Origin of the sequence: Curtobacterium sp. VKM Ac-2889 (assembly GCF_015350855.1) — a bacterium.
GTDB classification, from domain to species: domain Bacteria; phylum Actinomycetota; class Actinomycetes; order Actinomycetales; family Microbacteriaceae; genus Curtobacterium; species Curtobacterium poinsettiae.
On record NZ_JADKSC010000002.1, the window covers coordinates 21,707 to 41,319 of the forward strand.

At 71.9% G+C, this 19,613-nt stretch carries 18 protein-coding genes; 10 read left to right on the forward strand and 8 right to left on the reverse strand.

The window, feature by feature from the left end; all coding sequences use genetic code 11:
• Positions 1-145 precede the first annotated feature (145 nt).
• From ITJ50_RS05930 to ITJ50_RS05940, 3 genes are all read left to right on the forward strand, one after another.
• Complete coding sequence (locus ITJ50_RS05930) at positions 146-5,617, forward strand: discoidin domain-containing protein (protein WP_194590121.1); 5,472 nt, start codon at positions 146-148, stop codon at positions 5,615-5,617.
• A 374-nt stretch (positions 5,618-5,991) separates the two neighbouring features.
• On the forward strand, positions 5,992-6,237 hold the full coding sequence (locus ITJ50_RS05935; RefSeq protein WP_017886949.1) for a hypothetical protein: 246 nt from the start codon (positions 5,992-5,994) through the stop codon (positions 6,235-6,237).
• A 5-nt stretch (positions 6,238-6,242) separates the two neighbouring features.
• Positions 6,243-6,551, forward strand: a complete 309-nt coding sequence (locus ITJ50_RS05940; RefSeq protein WP_017886948.1) for a hypothetical protein — start codon at positions 6,243-6,245, stop codon at positions 6,549-6,551.
• On the opposite strand, the gene ITJ50_RS05945 is transcribed toward ITJ50_RS05940, so the two are convergent.
• The 6 genes from ITJ50_RS05945 to ITJ50_RS05970 all read right to left on the reverse strand — a co-directional run bounded on the left by ITJ50_RS05945 (position 6,520) and on the right by ITJ50_RS05970 (position 11,265).
• On the reverse strand, positions 6,520-7,440 hold the full coding sequence (locus tag ITJ50_RS05945) for an NmrA family NAD(P)-binding protein (RefSeq protein ID WP_194590122.1): 921 nt from the start codon (positions 7,438-7,440) through the stop codon (positions 6,520-6,522). The two genes, ITJ50_RS05940 and ITJ50_RS05945, sit on opposite strands and share 32 nt — an antisense overlap.
• On the reverse strand, positions 7,437-8,030 hold the full coding sequence (locus ITJ50_RS05950; RefSeq protein ID WP_194590123.1) for a MarR family winged helix-turn-helix transcriptional regulator: 594 nt from the start codon (positions 8,028-8,030) through the stop codon (positions 7,437-7,439). The genes ITJ50_RS05945 and ITJ50_RS05950 overlap by 4 nt, the downstream gene beginning before the upstream one ends.
• Before the next feature lie 175 nt (positions 8,031-8,205).
• Positions 8,206-8,850, reverse strand: coding sequence for a signal peptidase I (locus ITJ50_RS05955; protein ID WP_194590124.1), 645 nt, complete (start codon positions 8,848-8,850; stop codon positions 8,206-8,208).
• Positions 8,847-10,115 (reverse strand): ricin-type beta-trefoil lectin domain protein, encoded by a 1,269-nt coding sequence (locus tag ITJ50_RS05960; protein WP_194590125.1) that lies wholly within the window; start codon positions 10,113-10,115, stop codon positions 8,847-8,849. The genes ITJ50_RS05955 and ITJ50_RS05960 overlap by 4 nt, the downstream gene beginning before the upstream one ends.
• Entirely contained in the window at positions 10,112-10,699 is a 588-nt protein-coding gene (locus tag ITJ50_RS05965) for a hypothetical protein (RefSeq protein WP_194590126.1), read from the reverse strand. Before ITJ50_RS05965 ends, ITJ50_RS05960 begins: the two co-directional genes overlap by 4 nt.
• The gene (locus tag ITJ50_RS05970) at positions 10,696-11,265 is read right to left on the reverse strand and encodes an alternate-type signal peptide domain-containing protein (protein WP_056071124.1); all 570 of its coding nucleotides are present in this window, start codon (positions 11,263-11,265) and stop codon (positions 10,696-10,698) included. Before ITJ50_RS05970 ends, ITJ50_RS05965 begins: the two co-directional genes overlap by 4 nt.
• Before the next feature lie 338 nt (positions 11,266-11,603).
• Between ITJ50_RS05970 and ITJ50_RS05975 the strand changes: the two genes are divergently transcribed.
• On the forward strand, positions 11,604-12,251 hold the full coding sequence (locus ITJ50_RS05975; protein ID WP_042540472.1) for a MerR family transcriptional regulator: 648 nt from the start codon (positions 11,604-11,606) through the stop codon (positions 12,249-12,251).
• A gap of 184 nt (positions 12,252-12,435) precedes the next feature.
• On the opposite strand, the gene ITJ50_RS17310 is transcribed toward ITJ50_RS05975, so the two are convergent.
• The gene (locus ITJ50_RS17310) at positions 12,436-12,639 is read right to left on the reverse strand and encodes a hypothetical protein (RefSeq protein ID WP_228501055.1); all 204 of its coding nucleotides are present in this window, start codon (positions 12,637-12,639) and stop codon (positions 12,436-12,438) included.
• A 216-nt stretch (positions 12,640-12,855) separates the two neighbouring features.
• Here ITJ50_RS17310 and ITJ50_RS17315 point away from each other — a divergent pair, with 216 nt between their 5' ends.
• A complete protein-coding gene (locus tag ITJ50_RS17315) occupies positions 12,856-13,206 on the forward strand; it encodes a hypothetical protein (RefSeq protein ID WP_228501057.1) in 351 nt (116 codons plus the stop codon).
• 35 nt (positions 13,207-13,241) lie between these two features.
• On the opposite strand, the gene ITJ50_RS05985 is transcribed toward ITJ50_RS17315, so the two are convergent.
• A complete protein-coding gene (locus tag ITJ50_RS05985) occupies positions 13,242-13,790 on the reverse strand; it encodes a TetR/AcrR family transcriptional regulator (RefSeq protein WP_042540510.1) in 549 nt (182 codons plus the stop codon).
• Positions 13,791-13,886: 96 nt separating this feature from the next.
• On the opposite strand from ITJ50_RS05985, the gene ITJ50_RS05990 reads away from it, so the two are divergent.
• The 5 genes from ITJ50_RS05990 to ITJ50_RS06010 all read left to right on the forward strand — a co-directional run bounded on the left by ITJ50_RS05990 (position 13,887) and on the right by ITJ50_RS06010 (position 19,573).
• A complete protein-coding gene (locus ITJ50_RS05990; RefSeq protein ID WP_042540474.1) occupies positions 13,887-14,822 on the forward strand; it encodes a ketopantoate reductase family protein in 936 nt (311 codons plus the stop codon).
• Between the two features lie 116 nt (positions 14,823-14,938).
• Positions 14,939-16,111 (forward strand): ROK family transcriptional regulator, encoded by a 1,173-nt coding sequence (locus ITJ50_RS05995; protein WP_042540476.1) that lies wholly within the window; start codon positions 14,939-14,941, stop codon positions 16,109-16,111.
• Positions 16,112-16,298: 187 nt separating this feature from the next.
• Positions 16,299-17,414 (forward strand): sugar ABC transporter substrate-binding protein, encoded by a 1,116-nt coding sequence (locus ITJ50_RS06000; protein WP_042540478.1) that lies wholly within the window; start codon positions 16,299-16,301, stop codon positions 17,412-17,414.
• Positions 17,415-17,543: 129 nt separating this feature from the next.
• Positions 17,544-18,308 (forward strand): ATP-binding cassette domain-containing protein, encoded by a 765-nt coding sequence (locus ITJ50_RS06005; protein ID WP_111038920.1) that lies wholly within the window; start codon positions 17,544-17,546, stop codon positions 18,306-18,308.
• Entirely contained in the window at positions 18,305-19,573 is a 1,269-nt protein-coding gene (locus tag ITJ50_RS06010; protein WP_056071139.1) for a sugar ABC transporter permease, read from the forward strand. The genes ITJ50_RS06005 and ITJ50_RS06010 overlap by 4 nt, the downstream gene beginning before the upstream one ends.
• Positions 19,574-19,613: the final 40 nt, after the last annotated feature.

Genomic DNA, 19,613 nt, shown 5'->3' on the forward strand with positions numbered 1-19,613 from the left:
AACGGTAGGGCATCCCCAGAACGCGGACTGCTGACGGCGGGACCGGTGCTGCCGATCTGTCCGGGTGCAGGCCCAGCACCACCAGACCCCGCCGTCCACGGCCGTGTACGTCGTGCGCGGCCGAACCGTTCCGACAGGAGTCCCGGTGAGCTCACCGCGTCCCGCCGTCCGTCCCAGGTCGTTCCGCCGAGCGGCCGTCAGCGCCGCAGCCGGCGCCCTGACCGTCGCCACACTGCTGGCGTCCGCCGTCACCACGGCGCACGCCGCGACGTCCGACACCCGGCGGTCGCCGGCTGATCCGGGTGCTGCGGTTGCCGCACCGCAGGGACAGCCTGGAGGCTCGTCCCGCGTCGGTCCCGCCGCCGACGGCGTGCAGGTGGGTGCCGGCTCCTACGCGCCGGCCCCGCCCGACGAGATCACCGACATCGCGGACGTGCGGAAGACGCTCGACCAGGAGCTGTACATCGATCCGTCGAAGGCCGGCGAGCCGGTGCCCACGAACCAGTGGTGGACGGACCTGCTGGTCAGCAAGTACTCCGGCGACATGTGGGCGTACCCGTTCGTCTCGTCGAACAGTGCCGCCGGCACGAAGCTCACGATCCCGACGCGGTGGAACAGCGACGGCACGGCGATGCGTCTGGAGGCACCGGTGACGGTCGGCGGGACCGTCGAACCGAGCCCGGACGCGAGCGACCGCACCCTGGCGGACTTCGAGGACGGGCTGCCTGGCGGCTGGACCGCGACCGGTGACGCGTTCACGGCAACGGCCACGGGGACGGCCGCCGGGCAGAGCGCGGTCTCCGGGTGGCTCGGCGGACGCTTCCTGAACTCGTTCAGCGACGAGGACGGCGACGGCGCGACCGGCACCCTCACGTCGCCGGCGTTCACGATCGACCGTTCGACCCTGGCGTTCCTGGTCGGCGGTGGCCGGCACCCCGACCACGAAGCCGTGCAGCTGCTGGTCGACGGCGACGTCGTGGCGAGCAGCACCGGGACGGACAGCGAACAGCTGCGGTGGGACAGCTGGGACGTCTCCGCGCACCGGGGGCAGTCCGCGCAGCTGCGGATCGTGGACGACCTGCGCGCCGGGTGGGCACACGTCCTGGTCGACCAGGTCCTGCTCACCGACGCCCCGGACGGCCTCGCCGAGCGCTTCGCGACCACGTTCCGGGCGAAGCAGGCCGACGCGCTCCGCTGGGGTGACTGGAACGTCAGCTGGCGGATGCCGCAGGACGGCCCGGGCGGACAGTACATGGACGTCACGAGCGTGCAGGGTTCGCCGTACGAGTGGTTCGAGTTCCACGGCATGACCCCGCGCCTGACCCTGCAGGACGGCGCCGAGATCACCGACGGGGACGGCGAACCGCTCGACCTGCCGGTGACGACGGACCGGTTCGAGATCCGCCAGGACGGCCACGTCTTCGGGGTGCACGCCCCCGACGACACCACCTTCACCCGGGTCGGGAACACGCTGGAGGCCTCGTCGGGCACGCCCTACCTGGTGCTCAGTGCGGTGCCCGAGCAGGGGTTGTCCCTCGACGACCTGCACCGCACCGCGTTCGCGGTCCCCCGTGACACGACGATGACGTACGCGTACGACCCGGCGGCGGCGAACGTCCGTCAGCAGTGGTCGATCCGCACCGACACGCTGCAGGGCGACAGCCACGACACCGTCCAGGGCTGGCTGCAGCACCAGTACGCCGACGCCACCACGAACCTGCGCTTCACCGGCGCCACGTACGAGACCCCGCGCGGCACCATGCGGACCACCGTCGGCCACGGCGGCTGGACCCTGGACTACGCGTTCACGGGCATGACCCCGATCGGCGCCACACCCGAGGCGGTCGGCGACGACCCGTACTCCGAGCGCATCATGCGCGAGTACCTGCACGACTACGCCGCGAAGACGACGTACGGCGGGGACACCTACTGGGGCGGCAAGGACGTCCTGCAGCTCGCCGAGTACATGACGATCGCGCGGCAGATCGGTGCCACCGAGGACGCCCGGACGCTGCAGGACACCCTCGAGCGCGCCCTGACCGACTGGTACACGTACACGGACGGCGAGGCGGAGCACTTCTTCGCGATGTACCCGACGTGGAAGGCCCTGATCGGGTTCGCCGACTCGTACGGGTCCGCGCAGTTCAACGACAACCACTTCCACTACGGCTACTTCGCGGTCGCGACGGCGATGCTCGGCCGGGTCGACCACGCGTGGGCGGCGAAGTACCAGGGCATGGCGACGCTCGTCGCGAAGCAGTACGCGAACTGGGACCGCGACGACGCCCGGTTCCCGCACATGCGCACGTTCGGGGTCTGGGAGGGCCGGTCGAACGCCGGTGGTGTGTCGTCCCCCGGCGGCAACAACCAGGAGTCCTCGTCCGAGGCGATCCAGTCCGAGGCGGGGCTCTTCCTGCTCGGCTCGGTCCTGGGCGACGACGAGATGCAGGCCGCCGGTGCGGTGCAGTACGTCACCGAGCGGGCCGCCGTCCGCGCGTACTGGCAGAACGCCCGCGGCAACCCTGCCTCGGCGTCGTACGACGGCAACGGCGCGTTCCCGGACGAGTACGAGCACGGGCAGGCGGGGATCCTGTTCGACTCCGGGCAGGCCCACGCCACGTACTTCTCCGGCGACCCCGCCTGGATCTCCGGCATCCAGTGGATGCCGATCGCCCCGTGGTTCGACTACTTCGGCTGGGATCCCGGCTTCTCGAAGGCCCTGATGGCCGAGATGATGGCCGCCCGCCCGGAGTCCATCGGGCAGGCCGGGGTCACCGACGGCAACGCGGCACGCATCCAGATGCTCACGAAGAAGTGGTGGGGCGTCGGCAGCTACGGCGACGTGAAGATCACCCGTGACCGGCCGGCCGCGATCGGCGAGCTGCAGGACGCGATCCGCGCCGTCGAGACGAACCACCCCGGGTACGTCACCCGACGAACCGCAGCGAACCCCCTGTACGACCCGGCCACCGACACCCTGCTGGTGAGCGTGGACGACGACGGACGGGTGGTGTTCCCGGACCGGTACTGGACCCCGGAGAACCTGCCCGACTCGCTGGTGCCCGCCGAGCTCGACGGCCCCACCGCCGACCGGAGGCCCCAGGACTGGCCGACCCCGTCCCCGCTGATGCCGTTCCTGGTGGACGACTTCCGCGCCGACACCCGGACCATCGACCACCTGTACGGCGTCGACCTCACCGACCACACCCCCGGCGAGGACACCGAGCACGCCGCACGGGTGTTCAGCGGCATGGGCGACGCGCTCGGCAACGTCGTCCTCGGGTTCCTCGGGCAGTACGACCCGGACACCTACGCCGACGTGCACGCCGCGCTGTGGAAGGCCGACGACCCGGCCGTGACCGGGCAGTCGATGGCCGGCCTTGTGTACCACCAGGCGATGTCGAACCGGACCGTCGGCACCGAGGTCACCGACCGGCACACCTCGGACCCGCTCAGCCAGGTGTTCCGCGCACCGGACGGCACGATCAGCTACGTGCTCGACAACCCCGACACCGTGCAGCACACCTACGACGTCTACGAGGGCACCGAGGTGATCGGCCAGATCGCGGTCCCGGCGCAGACGCAGATCACCTCGCACCTGGACGCGCGGCTCACCGAGGTGGTCGTCAGCGCCCAGGGAGCCCCGAAGACGATCGTCCCCGGTGCGACCACGACCTTCACCGCCACCGGCTACGACCAGTACGGCGCCACCGTCGCGCTGGACGACGTCACCTGGTCGACCGACACCGGCACGATCAGCGCCGACGGCGTCCACCGTGCATCGGAGCGCGCGGAGCGGGCGACCGTCACCGCCACGATCGGCGGCGTGCACGGGTCGTACGCCTTCCGGGTCGCACCGGCACCGGTCCTCACCGGGTTCGACGTCACGCCCGGCTTCGACCGGCTCGTCGTCGGGACGCCACAGCGGTTCCGTGCCGCCGGCCACGACCAGTACGGCGACCCGGCGGCCCTGCCCGCCGACGTCACCTGGTCGTACACCGGTGCCGGAAGCGCCGGGAGCGACGGCACCGTGACGACCACAGCCGCGGGCTCCGGGTACGTCGTCGCGACCGGTGGCGGTGTCGAGGGCTCGGCGGTCGTCGCCTCGGTGACGTCGATCCCCGACGCCGCAGCGGGTGCCGACGTCGACGCGAGCTCCTCGGACGGCGGCAACGTCGCCGGGAAGGCCGTCGACGGCGACCGGAGCACCCGGTGGGAGAGCGCGCACGGTGTGGACGAGGTCGACTACACGATCGACCTCGGGGCCCTGACCGACGTCGACACCGTCCGGGTGGACTGGGAGAACGCGGCCGCCGCCCGGTACGTCCTGCAGGTCCGGGACACCGCCGACAGCCCCTGGCGCGACGTGCGGACGGTCGACAAGACCACCGCCGACGCGGACACGGTGTCCGTCGGCGAGACCGCCCGGTTCGTGCGCCTGCACCTGACCGACCGGCTCACCGGGTACGGGTACTCCATCTGGGAGGTGCACGTGTCCGGCACCCCGGCGGCCTCGACCGTCGACGTCGAGGACGTGCTCGTCGCACCACGCACCACGACCGTCCGCGCCGGTGACACGGTCCGGATGGCGGCCTACGGGTTCGACCACGACGGGTTCGGCGGGCGGCTCGCCGCGGACCGCCCGGAGTGGGCCGTCGACGGCGGCGGAAGTGTCGAACCGGACGGTGTCGTCACCGCAGCGGCCGAGGGCGGTGTGACCGCGACGGTCACGGCCACCGTGCCGGGAGCATCCGGGACGGCCACCGTCACGACCCTCGACGAGGCGACCGACGGTGACGACGACGGCGGAACGGCACCCGCCCGCTCTCGCGACGTGGCCGCCGGCAAGCCCGTCACCACCTCGTCGGACGAGCGCGGCGACCTGTCCGGCGGCAATGCGGTGGACGGCGACGCCCGAACCCGGTGGGCGAGCGCAGCACGCGACGGTGAGTGGTTGGCGGTCGACCTCGGGCAGGTCGTGCCGATCGACCAGGTGCAGCTCGACTGGGAGGCCGCGTGGGCCGAGGCCTACCGCGTCCAGGTCCGCGACGACGCCGACGCCCCCTGGCGGACCGTCGCGGAAGAAGCCCACGGGACCGGCGGCGAGGTGATCCACCGGCTGGAGGGCGACGACGTCACCGGCCGCTGGGTCCGGGTCGTCGCGGACCGCCGGCACACCGCGTTCGGTGTCTCCCTCTGGGACCTCCGCGTCACCTCGACGCAGGGCGAACCGACGCCGGACCTGGCACGACGGGCGACCGTGTCGTCATCGGCCGACGAGGGCGACGGCGTCCCCGCACGGAACGCCGTGGACGGCGACCCGGGATCGCGCTGGGCGAGCGGGCACACCGACGACCAGTGGCTCGCCGTCGACCTCCGCGCACCGCAGCGCCTGCATGGCGCGGTGCTCCGGTGGGAGGACGCCTTCGGACGCTCCTACCGGATCGAGGCGCGGAACGCGGGCGACGACGGGTGGACGACGCTCGCCACCGAGACCGACGGTGACGGCGGGACCGACCGGCACGACCTGGACGGCTCGTGGCGGTACGTCCGCGTGCACGGTGTCGAGCGGGCGACCCCGTACGGCTACTCGCTGTACGACCTCGAGATCCGGTAGCGCTGACGCCCCGCTTCCCGCACACCTGTCCGGCGGCGACGTCGTCGCGAAGGCCTGCACGATCCGGACCACCTGACCGCCGTCCGCAGGTTCCGGCGTCCGACTCGGTCCGAGCGGTGGACGCGACCAACCGCCGGACTGGAGGCGCGGTGCCAGCTGGCACCGGGCCTCCAGTCCGCCTGTCGGCACGACTGAGTCGTTGCAGGATCGAGACACCGGTCCGGTCCGGCGTGCGGCATGGTTGAGCCACCGATCGCGGACAGGACGGAGCGCACGGTGGAACGCGTGCGGATCGACTGATGCCGCTCGGGGAATGTGTCGCGGAGCGACCGTGCGAGGATTCGTCAACCGCACTCCCGAGGGGAACGACCACCATGACCACAGCCCGCACACTCCACTGGGTCAGCACCGTGCTCCTCGCCGTGGGGTTCCTCGGCGTCGGTGCCCTGATGTACGACGCGTTCTTCGGCCCCGAAGGCGGTGGTGCGAACATCGGCCTCGGCCTCGTCCTCATCCCGTGTCTCGGATCCGGCGTCGTCGGGCTCGCACTCGGGGCAGCAGCCTTGGTCGCGACGTGGTGGGGCACCCGGGCCGAGCGCTCGCGTGCCGCGGCCCGGTGACACAGATGCCGGCCCAGTCCGCTCCGCGCCCGTGGACCCTGATCGCCGTCGTGGTGCTGGTGGGTTGGGCGCTGGTGACGGCACTGCTGTTCCCGGTCACCGGGGCCACCGAGCACGAGGGGCCCGGCGACCAGGTCTGGCGGACGTCGTCGAGTGCACTCGGTGTGCCGCTCTCGCCCGAGTGGGACGTCCTCGTCTGGCTCGCCGCACTCACGCTGGTGCCGGTCGTCGTCGTCGGGCTCGCGTTCCTGCTGCGCCGCCGACGGCCGCGCACCGCGCCCGTCAGTCCGTCGCCGGGTGGCCCTGCGCGCTGAGGTGTGCGCGGAGCACGTCACGGACGCTCGTCCACGACTGCACGCCGTAGCGGTCGTTGTCGACGTGGTGCAGCTGTGCCTGCCCGCTGAACATGCTCACGAAGTACTGCATCCCCTGCCAGGCCGGGAACGTCTCGTCCGGGTCCTTCGACAGGCGCCTGCCGACGGCGCTCATCGCGGACAGGGTCCCGGTCGTGCCGGCCCACTGCAGCCGGAAGCGCTCCCCCGTCAGCTCGCCCATGGTGCGCGCGACGTCGCGTGCGGTGACCTGGTCGCCCGCCATCTCGATCACCCGCGGAGCATCGTCGTCCAGGGCGGCGAGCGCCGTGACCAGGGCGACGTCGTCCTTCGTGGTGAAGTCGAGCACCTGGTCCGCCGACGACCAGAACAGCACGAGCCGACGGCCGAACAGGATCATCGGGGCGTCGCCGGTGAGCAGGTCGGTGAACATGCCCGTCAGGATCGAGGTCGCCCGCACCGGAGCGGCGTCGAGGTCGGCGGCGAACTCGCGTCGCAGCTCGAAGTTGCGGTTCGTGCCGGGTGCGATCCGCCGGTAGTCGGCAGAGTAGTCGGACGGGATGAACCGCCGGACGCCCGCCGCCACGGTCGCCGCGAGCAGCGCGCGCTGGGCGTCGACGATCACCGGGCGGGTCCCGCTCACGGCGGAGACCACGACGTCGGATCCGCTGACGGCCCGGGTCAGGCCGTCGTGGTCGCTGTACTCGGCGGTGACGATGTCGACCCGGGGGTCGTCCCCGAAGTGCTCGTCGGCGGTCGTGCTGCCGGGCCGGGTGAGGACCCGCACCCGCACGTCGTGCTGGGTGAGTTCGCGGACGATGCGGTGCCCGAGGTCACCGGTGGCGCCGGCGACGAGGATGGTGGTGGTCATGGGCGGGGCCTCACTGCAGTGGTGTTCGACGTGGTCGTCGTGGTGCGCCGTCGGGATCGCTCCGGGACGGCGAGGGGGTGTTCGAACGAGGGGTCGGCGTGGTCGGGTCCGGCGGGGCCGAGCCCGGCGGTGAGCGCGAGGCGGGCCAGCAGCCGGCGCAGTGTCGTCTGTTCGTCGTCGTCGAGGTGCCGCATGAGCACGCCCTCGGCGCCGCGCAAGGCGGACCGTGTCCGGGCGAGCAGGGCCCGGCCGGCGTCGGTGGGGTGGACCTGCCGCACCCGCCGGTCCGTCGGGGCGGGGCGGCGCTCGACGAACCCGCCCGTCTCGAGCGCGTCGACGATGTAGGTCATCTGCGTCTTGTCGATCCCGAGGCGCTGCGCGAGTCCGAGTTGCGACGACGGTTCCTCGGTGGTGGTCGCGACGAGCACCTGGTAGCCGCGGGGACCGCCCGGTACGTCGGCGACCGCTTCGCTGCCCAGCCGCGTGAAGCCCTGGAGCGCCAGCGTCAGCGCCCACCCGAGCTCGGATTCGATCCCCTCGGCACCCCAGTCGATCCCGGGGAGCGCATCGGCCGGCATCGGACTGTCCATGGCGAAGAACGTACCGCAACAAGATCGTCTTGTTCAAAGAACATCTGCGATCAGGACGGAGCGCATCACCCCGTTCACCATCGACGTCCCCCGGACAGAGCTCGACGACCTGCGCCGACGCCTGCTGGTCGAACACTGGTCGACGCGCTACGCCGGTACACCGACCCGGTGTTCTTCAACGAGGTCGCGCGCGGCGGGCACTTCGCGATGCTCGAACAGCCGGGCCTGCGCGTCGGCGACGTCCGTGCGGCGTTCCGCGGGCTCCGGTGAAGGCCACCGACCGCACCACCAGGAACAGGGCGTAGCCGATCATCGCGGCGCCCAGCGTCGGCACGAGCCACGCGCGGGCGTCGCCGTCGACGGCGGTGTTCACGAAGCCGAGTCCGGGGATCGAGTACCAGACCCGGCCCATGACCTGCGCGGCGACGACCCGCTCGGGGTCGACGGCTGCGTTGTTGTCACCCTTGAAGGTGAACAGGCGGCGACCGTCGGCACCGACGGCGATGGCGACGACCCGGTGCGAGATCACCCCGGGCCGGTCGACCCGGATCTGGTAGGTGACGATGTCGCCGACGCCGATGTCCGCGGGGTCCACCGGGCGGACGACCGCCAGGGTGCCCGGCGGCATCCCCGGCTCCATCGAGCTCGTCAGCACGGTGAGCGGCACCGACCCGGTGATGCGCGGCACCGCGATGGCCAGCGCGGCGATCCCCACCACGGCGATCAGGAGCAGGACCGCGACCGTCTGCCCCAGCAGCCGGAGCGCGCCCGACCAGCGGGTGACCGGCGCCTGCTCCCGCTTCGGCGGTGCGGACGTCACGACGTCGATCGCAACGAGAACAGCTGGAGGCCGGACGTGCTGCAGTCGGCGACGGTCATCGTGTTGGTGCTGCCGGACCCGTTCGACGCCGTCAGGCACAGGTCGTTCCGGTTGCGGAACCGGAAGAGCCCGCTGCCCGCGCCGACCGCTTCGGCCGTCCACTTCTGGGCGCTGATGTCGTTGACGGGACGGAGCACGGCGGACCGGTCGCTCGGGGCGTCCCAGTACAGCGACGAGTTCGACGGCGAGGTGACCCGGAGCCAGGAGTCCTCGGGCGTGAACTGCCAGGTCTGGGTCGCGCTCGTCGTGCAGGACGTCGTGACGATCGGCGAGCCGGAGGCTGTCCCCCCGCTGGCGATGCACGTGCCGGTGGCGTCGTTCCGCAGGACGTAGCGGCTGGTGGCGGTGAGCCACCCGGTGGCGTGCTGGATGCCCGGTGACATCGGCGAGGCGTTGCCGCCCGTTCCCGTGGCGACCGAGCGCACGGTGTACGCGTAGTACTTCGAGACCAGCAGCCCGGTGTCGGTGAAGGACCGGACTGACGCCGGCACGACGCGGACCAGGACGCCGTCCCGGTACACGGCGTAGGAACCGATGCCGCTCGTGTCCGCGGGCGCTGCCCACGTGAGCGTGATGCTGCTGTCGGTCTCGGCGGTCTTCGACGGCACGGACGGTGTGACGGTGTCGGCGATGACCTGGGCCGCGCGGGCGTGCGCGGTGCCGGTCCAGGACCCTTGTCGGGCGGTGACGGTCGCGTCGAGCGTGGTCGCGCCTCCGGACAGGTCGAAGCGCTGCCCCTGACTGACCGACGTCCGCACACAGGTCGAACGGCTGGCACCGGCAGCGAGGGTGGCGACCACAGGGGCGATCGTCGTGCCCGAACCGGTGATCGCAGCACTGGACGGAGCGCCCGAGCAGGGGTTGGCGTTGGTGGACTGCCAGATGTCGACCTGGACGGCGCTCGACAGGGCCGATCCGGCGGTCGCGGCGAGCGACAACGTGGTGGCTGCGGGCACGGACCCCGAGTTCGACACCGTGACGAGCGCGGTGTGAGTCAGCGCGTCCGAGGAGTACGTGGTGGCGAGATCCTCGACACCGCGGATGCCGACCGAGACGGAGCCGGTCGTCGCGGCGGCCCGGACGGACTGCGCCGGGGCGGTCCAGGTCGCCCAGGCAGTCCCGCCGCCCGCGAGCTCGATCGCGACGACCGCGGCGGCCGTCGCTCCGAGCAGGAGCACTCGTCGACGTCGTGTGCTGTCGGTCATGATCCTGCCTGCGTCCCGCTGATGGTGGTGGTGAAGTCGGCGCTGAGGCCCTGCTGCGAGGCGTCCGCGTCCGCCGGCATCGCGACGGCGAGGCACAGGACGACGTCGGCCCCCGGCCGCAGGGTGATGCCTGCGGACCGCGGCGAGGTGGAGTCGAGGCTGCCGGACCACGTGGGGCGCACGCTGCCGGACCGGCACGCAGCCGCCGACGTCGCAGCGCCCACGGTCACCCGCAGGTCACTGCGCACGGCGGACGCCGAACCCGACGCCGTCGTCGTGCCGGCACGTCCCGTCGCGACACCGAGGTCGAGCGGGACGTCCCCGGTGTTCGTCGCGGTGACCACGCCGAACTCGGTGGCGCCCGGGTACAGCGGTGCAGACGGCAGCGTGAGGCTGCTCAGCGACAGGTCCGCCGAGCCGGCGATGATCGTCGCCGGTTGGGTGGACGACCGGGCGCTGAGGAGTGCGAACGTGCCACCGTCGGTCGAGATCGCGACGACGGCCACGACCCCCACCGCGGCGACGGCGAGCAACGTCGCCGCCGGCCAGCCGGTCAGCGCAGCCCCACGGCGCCGGTGTTTCACGCCTGGGTCAGGGTCACGGCGATGGCGTCGAGGTCGACCGACCCGTTCTGCATGCCGTCCTCGACACCGGCGGTGGTGCTCTTCGGGAACGTGATGGTCACCCCGACGCGGACGTCCTGCTGCGAGCCGGTCTGCCCGGTCACCGTGTACGGCGCACCGGCACCGGAGACCCCGTCACCGCTCGCGGTGAGCACGGCGTTCGCCGACAGGTACTTCGCCAGCGCGACGTCGGCGGGGGCGGACGTCGAGGTGGCCTCGACCGAAGCCGGATCGACGGCCAGGGTCGCCTTCAAGCCCTTGCCGTTCGCGGTGACGACCATGTCCTGCGAGTAGGTGACGACGTCGCCCGGCACGATCGGGTAGCCGTCCAGGGTCGAGAGCGGCGACCCACCGTTGACGGTCCAGCTCGCCGCCTGCGTGGTCGGCTTGATCGAGAGCGCACCGGCGACGATGTGGCCCCCGGCGGTCGCTGCGCTGGAGTTCCAGAGCGCGAACGTCCCGGCGCCTCCGAGCAGGAGTGCGACGCCAGCGGCGCCGATGATCGAGGCGGTGATGATCTTCTGCATGGTGTGCTCTCTACGACGTCGAACGTCGGATACGCGTCGACCGTGTCCAGGCGAACAGCTCGATGAGCTGGTGGCAGCCGGCCCCTGGTGAGGGGGCGGCGCATCGACCGAGGGACGTGGTGCTCGACCTGCTGGGAGTGGCAGGTGCAGGAGACGAACCCTGCGAGCAGTGACCGGCCGACGGCCGACCTTGCTGCTGCGCTGAGTATGACATGACAACGACCCACGTGCCGAACTGCGCGGAGGCACAGGCGGACTGACAGCTTGACGGTCCCTCATGGATCGGCAACGGTCCGCCGCCCCTTGTCGGCAGGTTCAGATAGCGCTACTCTCCGATAGTGCGAATATCCGAACTTGCCCGAGCGTCGTCGACGCCGGTCACCGCCGTCAAGTACTACCAGCGCGAGGGCCTGCTGCCCCCTGGTGAGAAGTCCGCGCCGAACCAGACCGCCTACGACGACCGGCACGTCGAGCGGGTCCGGCTCGTCCGGGCACTCCTGGAGACCGGCGGGCTCTCCGTCGCCGTCGCGAAGCAGGTCCTCGCCGTGCTGGACGCCGAGACGGCACCGCTGGCCGAGGTCTTCGCCGTCGCCCAGTACGCGATGACCACCCCGCGGTCCCCCGAGTCCGCGGCGACGCCGGAGGCACGTGCCCGGATCGAGGAACGGGTGTCGGCCGCCGGCTGGTGCGCGACGTCGGACAACCCGGGACTCGAGACCGCGGCGCGGGCACTCGACGGGCTGCGCACCATCGGGTTCGACGCCCCGGACGACTACCTCGACGCCTACGTGTCGGCAGCGGCGAGCGCGGCACGTGCCGACGTCGCCGCGCTGCAGCACCGCGACGGCCGGACCGCGATGGCGGAGCTGATGGTGATCGGCACCGTCCTCGGTGATCCGCTCTTCGCGGGACTCCGGCGCCTGGCGCAGCAGGACGCCACCCACGACCTGTTCCCCGTCGGCGACACGGACGAGGCCGGCGCATGAGCGCGCCAGGCCGGATCGCCGCCGTGCGCGGAGCGGTGGCGTGGCACCCGGCACTCATGGCCGTGGCCGGCCTGATGGTCGTGGCCACCGCGGTCTGCGTCGTCGGCCTCGTCGTGGACCCCCGGACCATCCTGGGGGCACCGGCGTGGGCGAAGCCGCTGAAGTTCTCGCTGTCGATCCTGCTCTACGCCGTCACCTGGGCGTGGCTCATCGCCCACCTGCCGAAGTGGCGGACGCTCGCTCGGCGGCTCGGCACCGTGGTCGCCGTGGCCCTGGTGGTCGAACAGGCACTGATCGTGTGGGCCGCCGCGACCGGCACGACGAGCCACTTCAACGTGTCGAACAGCGTGCACGTGGTCGTGTGGGCGGTGATGGCGGTGGCGATCACGACGCTCTACCTCTGCACCTTCGTCACCTCGATCGCCCTGTTCTTCATGCGTCTGCCGACCCCGGCGCTGACGATCGCCGTCCGTGCCGGTGCCGTCATCGCACTCGTCGGCATCGGGGTCGCCTTCCTGATGACCGGTCCGACCCCACCCAGCTCACTGCTCCGGACGGGATCGTCGGCGCCCACACGGTCGGGATCGCGGACGGCGGCCCAGGGGTGCCGCTGCTCGGGTGGAGCACCGTCGCCGGTGACTACCGGGTCGCCCACTTCGTCGGCATGCACGCCCTGCAGGTACTCCCGCTGGTCGCGCTCGTGCTCGCCGCCGCCGGTCGGCGCCTGCTGTGGCTGGCAGACCAGACCACGCAGGTGCGGATCGTGGTCATCGTGGCGGTCGCGTGGGCAGCGGGCACCGTGCTCCTCACCGTGCAGGCCGCGGTCGGACAGTCGGTGGTCCACCCCAACGGCGTCGTCGCAACCGCGGCGTGGGCACTCGTGCTGCTCGCCGCGGCCGCGAGCGTGACCGTCCTGCTCCGCGCCCGCACCGCTCCGGTGGCGCGGCTGCGCTGACGGGTCGCGGGCCGGACGACCCCACCGGTCGCCGGTCAGCGGGCCCGGAGCCCTCGGGAGACCAGGTCGGCGGCAGTACGGGCTTCCATCGCCCACCCGGGGCGATCGATCCCGGCCCCGATGCCGTGCAGCAGCATGAGCACCGTGCCGGAGGTGACGTCGGACCGGATGGCACCGTCGGCGGCCGCGCGCGCCAGCAGCTCGGCGAGCGTCCGCTCGAGCTCTCCCCCACCTTCGGCCTGGGTGGTGGCGTCGACCACGGCTGCGAGGGTGCGCGCGAGCCCCGCGTGGTCGACCACGTACTCCACGAACCCGCGCAGGAAGTCGTCGAGGCTCTCGCCCGGGGGGAGCGTCGAGTCGCGAGCACGCCGGCACAGGACATCGACCTCGCCTCGGTACACCGCCGCCGCCAGCGCTGCACGCGTCGGGAAGTGCCGGTAGAGGGTGCCGACCCCGACCCCGGCACGTCCGGCGAAGTCGTCGAAGCGCAGCTGCTCGTCACGCTCGAACGCCGTCCGGGCAGCGGCGATGATCGCGTCGCGGTTCCGTCGGGCGTCAGCACGCATCGGCTTCTCAGCGGGCATCGGCTGCTCGTCCGGCACAGGCACTCCTTGACAAGTGGAAACCATCTCCATATCTTCCAAGTGGAGATCGTCTCCAGACTAGCGGACAGGTGCCTGATGCGGATCCTCATGCTCGGACGGGGCGTCATCGCGACGATCTACGGCCAGGCCCTCCAGCACTCCGGACACCACGTCGACCACCTGGTGCGGCCCGGGCGCGCGGCCGAGTACGGCGACACCGTGCAGACCGACGTCATCGACGGCCGCCGCGGCCCCCTGGGCCGGCGGACCCGGACGACGTCGCCGACGCGGCTGGTCGAGTCGATCGAGACGGCGGACGCGTACGACCTCGTCGTCGTCAGCGTGGGGCACCATCGGCTGCAGGATGCCGTGGCCTCCCTGGCGCCCCACATCGGTGACGCGACGGTGCTGGTCCTCGGCAACGTGTGGGACGAACCACTCGCCGCGGTCGCACCGCTCGCCGCGGACCGGGTGCTGTTCGGGTTCCCGGGCGCCGGCGGCGGGTTCGACGCCGACGGGGTCCTGCACGGTGCCGTCCTCCGGTCGGTCCGGCTCGGGACGACCGGCACGGCTCCGGACCGCCGGGAGCTCGTGCGGTCGGTGTTCCAGCAGGCGGGGTTCACCGTGCAGGACGAGGACGACATCCGCGGGTGGCTGTGGCTGCACGTCGTGCTCGACGCCGGCATGTTCGCGCAGGCCCTGCACAGCGGTGGTCTGGCGACGATGGTCGGGGACCGACAGGCGCTGCGCGAGGCGTTCCGGATCGGGCGGGAACTCCTCCCGGTGCTGGAGGCGCGGGGCGTCGACCTCTCGCGACACCGCTCCACGACGCTGCCCGCCCGGCTGCCGGGGACGACGGCAACGCTCGTCGCCGCGGGCACTGCGCTGGTCCCGATCGCGCGTGCGAGCCTCGCCGCGCACGACGACCCGACCGCCGCGGAACCCCTGGCGGTCCTCGAGGACGTCCGGCGGACCGCCGCCGCCCTGGGCATCCCGACCCCGCGCCTCGACCGGGCGGCGCGACGCGCCTGACGACGGGTGCGGGCGGTGGACGCGACCAGCAACGGCCTGGAGGCTCGGTGCCAGCTGGCACCGTGCCTCCAGTCCGGCACGGCGAGCGTTCCGGACCCGCCCGTTACGCTGTCCCCGTGTCAGAGCCGCGCCGCAGTCCGGGGAACCAAGCTTCACTGCGTGAAGCCAACCGGGGCCGGGTCGTCAGCGCGGTGAAGCGGCACGGCGGGCTGACGCAGGTCGAGCTCGCCGGGGTGACCGGGCTCTCCCCCGCGACCGTGTCGAACATCGTCAAGGAACTCGTCGCGACCGGCGCCCTGCACGCGACACCGAGCACCTCGAGCGGCCGCCGGGCGCTCCGCGTGACCCTGCCGCACGGCCTCGGGCTGGTCGCCGGGGTGCACGTCTCACCGCGGCACCTGCGGCTGGCGCTGTCGGACCTGAACGGCGCTGTGCTGGCCGAGCGGCACATGCCCCTGGCCCGCGACCACCGGGCCGATGCCGAGCTCGACAAGACCGCGCTGCTCGTGCTGGACATGGTGGAGTCCATCGAGTCGTCGATGGACGAGGTGCTCGCCGTCGGCCTGGCCGTGGCCGCGCCGATCGACGCGCGCACCGGGATGACGGCGCGCGGCGGGATCCTGCGCGGGTGGGACGGCATCGCGCTCGGGCAGTCCCTCGCGCGGCGCATGGACAAGCCCGTGCAGGTCGACAACTCGGCCAACCTCGCCGCCCTGGCCGAACACCGGAGCGGCGCCGCCCGGGGTCGCGACACCGTCGTGACGCTCGACGTCGGCAACGGCATCGGCGCCGGACTCGTGCTGGGCGGACACCTGTTCCGCGGGCACCACGGCATCGCCGGCGAGTTCGGGCACACCCCCGTCCTGCCGAACGGGCCGCTGTGCCGGTGCGGCAACCGCGGGTGCCTCGAGGCGATCGCCGGAGCACCCGCCGTGCTCGAGGGCGTGCGCGACGAGGTCGGCACCCTCAAGCTGGCGGACCTGATCCTGCGCGCCATGGCCGGTGACCAGGTCTGCATGCGCGCCGTCGCCGAGGCCGGGCGGGCGATCGGTTCGGCGGCGGTGGGCCTGTGCAACGTCCTCGACCCCGAGCGGGTCGTCGTCACCGGCGAGTTCGCCCGTGCCGGGGAGCTGCTGCTCGGCCCGATGCGGCACGCCCTCGAGTCGTCGTTGATCGTCGACGTCGACGGCACCCCGGACGTGGTGCAGGGACAGCTCGGCGAGAAGGCCTCGGTGACCGGCGCGCTGGCCCTGGCGATCGAGGCCGTGGACGTGACGCGCGCACGCTAGGCGGACCCGCGCCGGGGCGTGCCGGCCGGGGCGCTCCGTGCTGCACCGGCCGCACCGCTCCGCGCCCACCGGATAACGTTTTCGTCACGGCACGCGGTCCTTGCGTTCAACTCTTGCAGCCAAGAACGCTCACTGTCACACTCAGGGCACCGCCGATGGGGGCGGTCCACTGTTGGAGGACGTTTCAATGAAGAAATCCACCACACGAGCGATGCTGGGCGTCAGCGCCCTGCTGCTCGCGATCACCACCCTGGCGGGCTGTTCCAACGGCGCGGACGCCGGGACCGGTTCCGGCGGAGGCGGCGGAGACGCGTCGAAGGCCAAGATCGGCCTGCTCCTGCCCGACTCCGTCACCGCCCGGTACGCCAGCGCCGACCGCCCGCTCTTCACCGCCGAGGTGAAGAAGCAGTGCAGCGGCTGCTCGGTCATCTACGCGAACGCCGACGGCGACGCGTCGAAGCAGCTGCAGCAGGCCCAGTCGATGCTCACGCAGGGCGTCAAGGTCCTGGTCCTCGACCCGTTCGACGGCGAGGCCGCTGCGTCCATCGTCCAGCAGGCGAAGGCCAAGAAGGTGCCGGTCATCTCGTACGACCGACTCATCAACAGCCCCGACCTGAGCTACTACATCTCGTTCGACAACGAGAAGGTCGGTGAGCTGCAGGGCCAGGCGCTCGTCGACGCCCTCAAGGCCAAGAAGGTCCCCGAGGGCTCGGGCATCATCATGGTGAACGGCTCCCCGACCGACAACAACGCCTCGCAGTTCAAGAAGGGCGCCCACTCGGTCATCGACGACAGCGGCTACAAGGTGCTCGCCGAGTACGACACCCCCGGATGGGACCCCGCCAAGGCGCAGGACTGGGCAGCGGGCCAGATCAGCAAGCTCGGCAAGGACAAGATCACCGGCGTCTACGCGGCGAACGACGACACCGGCGGCGGTGTCATCGCGGCCCTGAAGTCGGCCGGCGTCACCGAGCTCCCGCCCGTCACCGGGCAGGACGCCTCGCTCGCGGGCATCCAGCGGATCCTCGCCGGTGAGCAGTACATGACCGTCTACAAGGCCTTCAAGCCCGAGGCGTCGAAGGCCGCCGACCTGGCGATCCAGTTCGCGAAGGGTGAGACCCCGAAGGGCGACACGACCGTCGACACCGCCGGCGGCGCCAGCGTCCAGTCGACGCTGCTCGACCCGGTCGCCGTCACCACGGACAACGTCGAGTCGACGGTCGTCAAGGACGGCCTGTACGAGGTGTCGAAGATCTGCACCGCGCAGTACAAGTCGGCCTGCGACAGCGCCGGTATCAAGTAGGTCCGACCCCCTCTGCCCGCCCGGTCCGACTGCGGACCGGGCGGGCCTCACCGATCGAGGACGACACCCGTGAGCACGACACCCGTGAGCAACGCGTCACCAGCAGCACACCCCTCCGCCGAACCGGTGATGTCCCTGCGCGGGATCACCAAGCGGTTCGGCGCCGTCCAGGCCCTCAGCGACATCGACTTCGACGTCTACCCGGGCGAGGTGGTCGCCATCGTCGGCGACAACGGCGCCGGCAAGTCGACGTTCGTGAAGATCCTCGCCGGGGTCTACACCCCGGACGGCGGCACGATCACCTTCGGCGGTGACGAGGTCACCGTCCCGAACCCCGCGGCGGCCCAGACCCTCGGCATCGCCACCGTGTTCCAGGACCTCGCCCTCGCCGACAACCTCGACGTGGTCTCGAACCTGTTCCTCGGCCGCGAGATCGCGCACCCGTTCCTCGACGAGGAGGAGATGGAGCGCCGCTCGTGGGAGCTCCTGCAGCAGCTCGCGGCCCGGATCCCGTCGGTGCGGATCCCCATCGCGTCGCTGTCCGGTGGGCAGCGGCAGACCGTGGCGATCGCCCGTTCACTGATCGGCGACCCGCAGGTGGTCGTCCTCGACGAGCCCACCGCCGCACTCGGTGTCGCGCAGACCGCCGAGGTCCTGAACCTCGTCGAACGCCTGCGCGAGCGCGGCCTCGGCGTCGTGCTCATCAGCCACAACCTCGCGGACGTGCAGGCCGTCGCCGACCGGGTCGCGGTCCTGCGGCTCGGGCGCAACAACGGCACGTTCCGCATCGACGACGTCTCCTACGAGGAGATCATCGCGGCCATCACCGGCGCCACCGACAACGCCGTCACCCGTCGCGCCGCCGCCCGGACCGAGCAGGAGACCAGCGCATGAGCAAGACCGACGAGACCCTCACCGCGGCGACCCCGACCCCCTCGGCGGCCGACCTGCAGGACGAGCGGCTCCTGCGCGACCAGGGGATCGGCGGCGCGGCGAAGGCGTTCGTCCGGCGGGTCCGCGGCGGTGACATCGGTTCGCTGCCGGTGGTCGTCGGGCTCATCGTCATCTGGGCGGTGTTCCAGGCGCTCTCCCCCGACTTCCTGTCCCCGGGCAACCTGGTCAACCTCGCCCTGCAGTGCGCGGCGGTCGGCACCATCGCGATCGGCATCGTGCTCGTGCTGCTGCTCGGCGAGATCGACCTGTCCGTCGGCAGCGTCAGCGGACTCTCCGCGGCGATCCTCGGCCAGGGCCTCACCACACTCGGCTGGCCGCTGTGGCTCGTGATCACCGTCGCCTTGGCCGTCGGTGCGGCCGCCGGTCTGCTCTACGGCCTGCTGTTCACCCGCTTCGGGGTGCCGAGCTTCGTCATCACGCTCGCTGGTCTGCTCGGGTTCCTCGGGCTGCAGCTGCTCATCCTCGGCCCGAACGGCTCGATCAACCTGCCGTACGACTCGCCGATCGTGCAGTTCGCCTCGGCGTCGTACCTGCCGCCGTGGCTCGCCTACCTGCTCGCCGTCCTGGCCGCCGGAGGACTCTTCTTCACCGAGATCCGCCGCGCTGCCCGTCGCCGTCGCGCCGGACTGTCGACCGGGGCGGTGTCCCTGACGATCGTGAAGTCCGTCGCCCTGTTCCTCGGCCTGGCGCTGATGGTCTGGTACCTGTCACGCGACTTCGGCACCGGCACCTCGTTCGTGTTCTTCATCGTGCTGGTCGTGCTGATGAACTTCGTGCTCAAGCGCACCCGCTGGGGCCGTTCGGTCTTCGCGGTCGGCGGCAACGTCGAGGCTGCACGGCGCTCCGGCATCCGGGTGAACCGCATCTACATCTCGGTGTTCATGCTGACCTCGCTCTTCGCCACCGTCGGCGGCATCCTCGCCGCCGCCCGCCTCAACTCGGCGAGCCTGTCCTCCGGTGCCGGCGACACGAACCTCAACGCGATCGCCGCCGCCGTCATCGGCGGGACCAGCCTGTTCGGCGGTCGTGGCAGTGCCTGGTCGGCGCTGCTCGGCATCATCGTGATCCAGTCGATCTCGAACGGCCTCACCCTGCTGAGCCTCGACTCGTCGATCCGCTACATGATCACCGGCGCGGTCCTGCTGCTGGCCGTCATCATCGACTCGCTCTCACGGCGCAGCCGCGCCAGTCACGGCGCGGCCTGAGCGGAACCCTGGACCCCGCCACGTCGGCGGACGGGAGGCA

Bases quoted from the DNA above. Each gene is read 5' to 3' on its own strand.
- ITJ50_RS05935 (WP_017886949.1), top strand. From the start codon at position 5,992: ATGACCACAGCCCGCACACTCCACTGGGTCAGCACCGTGCTCCTCGCC.
- ITJ50_RS05940 (WP_017886948.1), top strand. From the start codon at position 6,243: ATGCCGGCCCAGTCCGCTCCGCGCCCGTGGACCCTGATCGCCGTCGTG.
- ITJ50_RS05945 (WP_194590122.1), bottom strand. From the start codon at position 7,440: ATGACCACCACCATCCTCGTCGCCGGCGCCACCGGTGACCTCGGGCAC.
- ITJ50_RS05950 (WP_194590123.1), bottom strand. From the start codon at position 8,030: ATGGACAGTCCGATGCCGGCCGATGCGCTCCCCGGGATCGACTGGGGT.
- ITJ50_RS05960 (WP_194590125.1), bottom strand. From the start codon at position 10,115: ATGACCGACAGCACACGACGTCGACGAGTGCTCCTGCTCGGAGCGACG.
- ITJ50_RS05970 (WP_056071124.1), bottom strand. From the start codon at position 11,265: ATGCAGAAGATCATCACCGCCTCGATCATCGGCGCCGCTGGCGTCGCA.
- ITJ50_RS05985 (WP_042540510.1), bottom strand. From the start codon at position 13,790: ATGCCCGCTGAGAAGCCGATGCGTGCTGACGCCCGACGGAACCGCGAC.
- ITJ50_RS05990 (WP_042540474.1), top strand. From the start codon at position 13,887: ATGCGGATCCTCATGCTCGGACGGGGCGTCATCGCGACGATCTACGGC.
- ITJ50_RS06000 (WP_042540478.1), top strand. From the start codon at position 16,299: ATGAAGAAATCCACCACACGAGCGATGCTGGGCGTCAGCGCCCTGCTG.
- ITJ50_RS06005 (WP_111038920.1), top strand. From the start codon at position 17,544: ATGTCCCTGCGCGGGATCACCAAGCGGTTCGGCGCCGTCCAGGCCCTC.
- ITJ50_RS06010 (WP_056071139.1), top strand. From the start codon at position 18,305: ATGAGCAAGACCGACGAGACCCTCACCGCGGCGACCCCGACCCCCTCG.